Genomic DNA, 410 nt, shown 5'->3' with positions numbered 1-410 from the left:
CTAGGGCGAATCGACATTCAGAGCGACGCGCATGGGAAATGAGACGATACAGGTAGGAGGAAACCAGCCTGAATGTCTCGCCCGAGCCGCTACGAACTGACAGATCACCAATGGGAACGTCTTGAGGGTTTGCTGCCCGGCAAAGTCTCGGATCCTGGGCGCAGTGGCGCAGACAACCGTGCCTTCGTCAATGGCGTGCTCTGGGTACTGCGCTCGGGCGCGCGCTGGAGCGACTTGCCGGAGCGCTACGGCAAGTACAAGACCGTGCACAAGCGCTTCACGCGCTGGGCCGCTGCTGGTGTCTGGGAGCAGGTGTTTGCCGTGCTGGTCAAGGATCGGGGCAATCAGTACCTGTTGATAGACAGCACCATCGTTCGCGCCCACCAGCAAGCCGCGACTGGAAAAGGGGG

Annotated in this window: 1 protein-coding gene; it reads left to right on the top strand. The window is 61.2% G+C overall.

The genetic code is table 11. The features are described 5' to 3' along the window. Window positions 1-72: 72 nt before the first annotated feature. Window positions 73-410: IS5 family transposase (locus tag ACX12L_RS23035; protein WP_459264587.1), on the top strand; the 338-nt coding region annotated here is incomplete at its 3' end.

This window comes from Alicycliphilus sp. T452 (assembly GCF_054512775.1).
The sequence above is the reverse complement of the archived record's forward strand: the minus strand, read 5'-3'. Positions and strand labels throughout refer to the sequence as shown.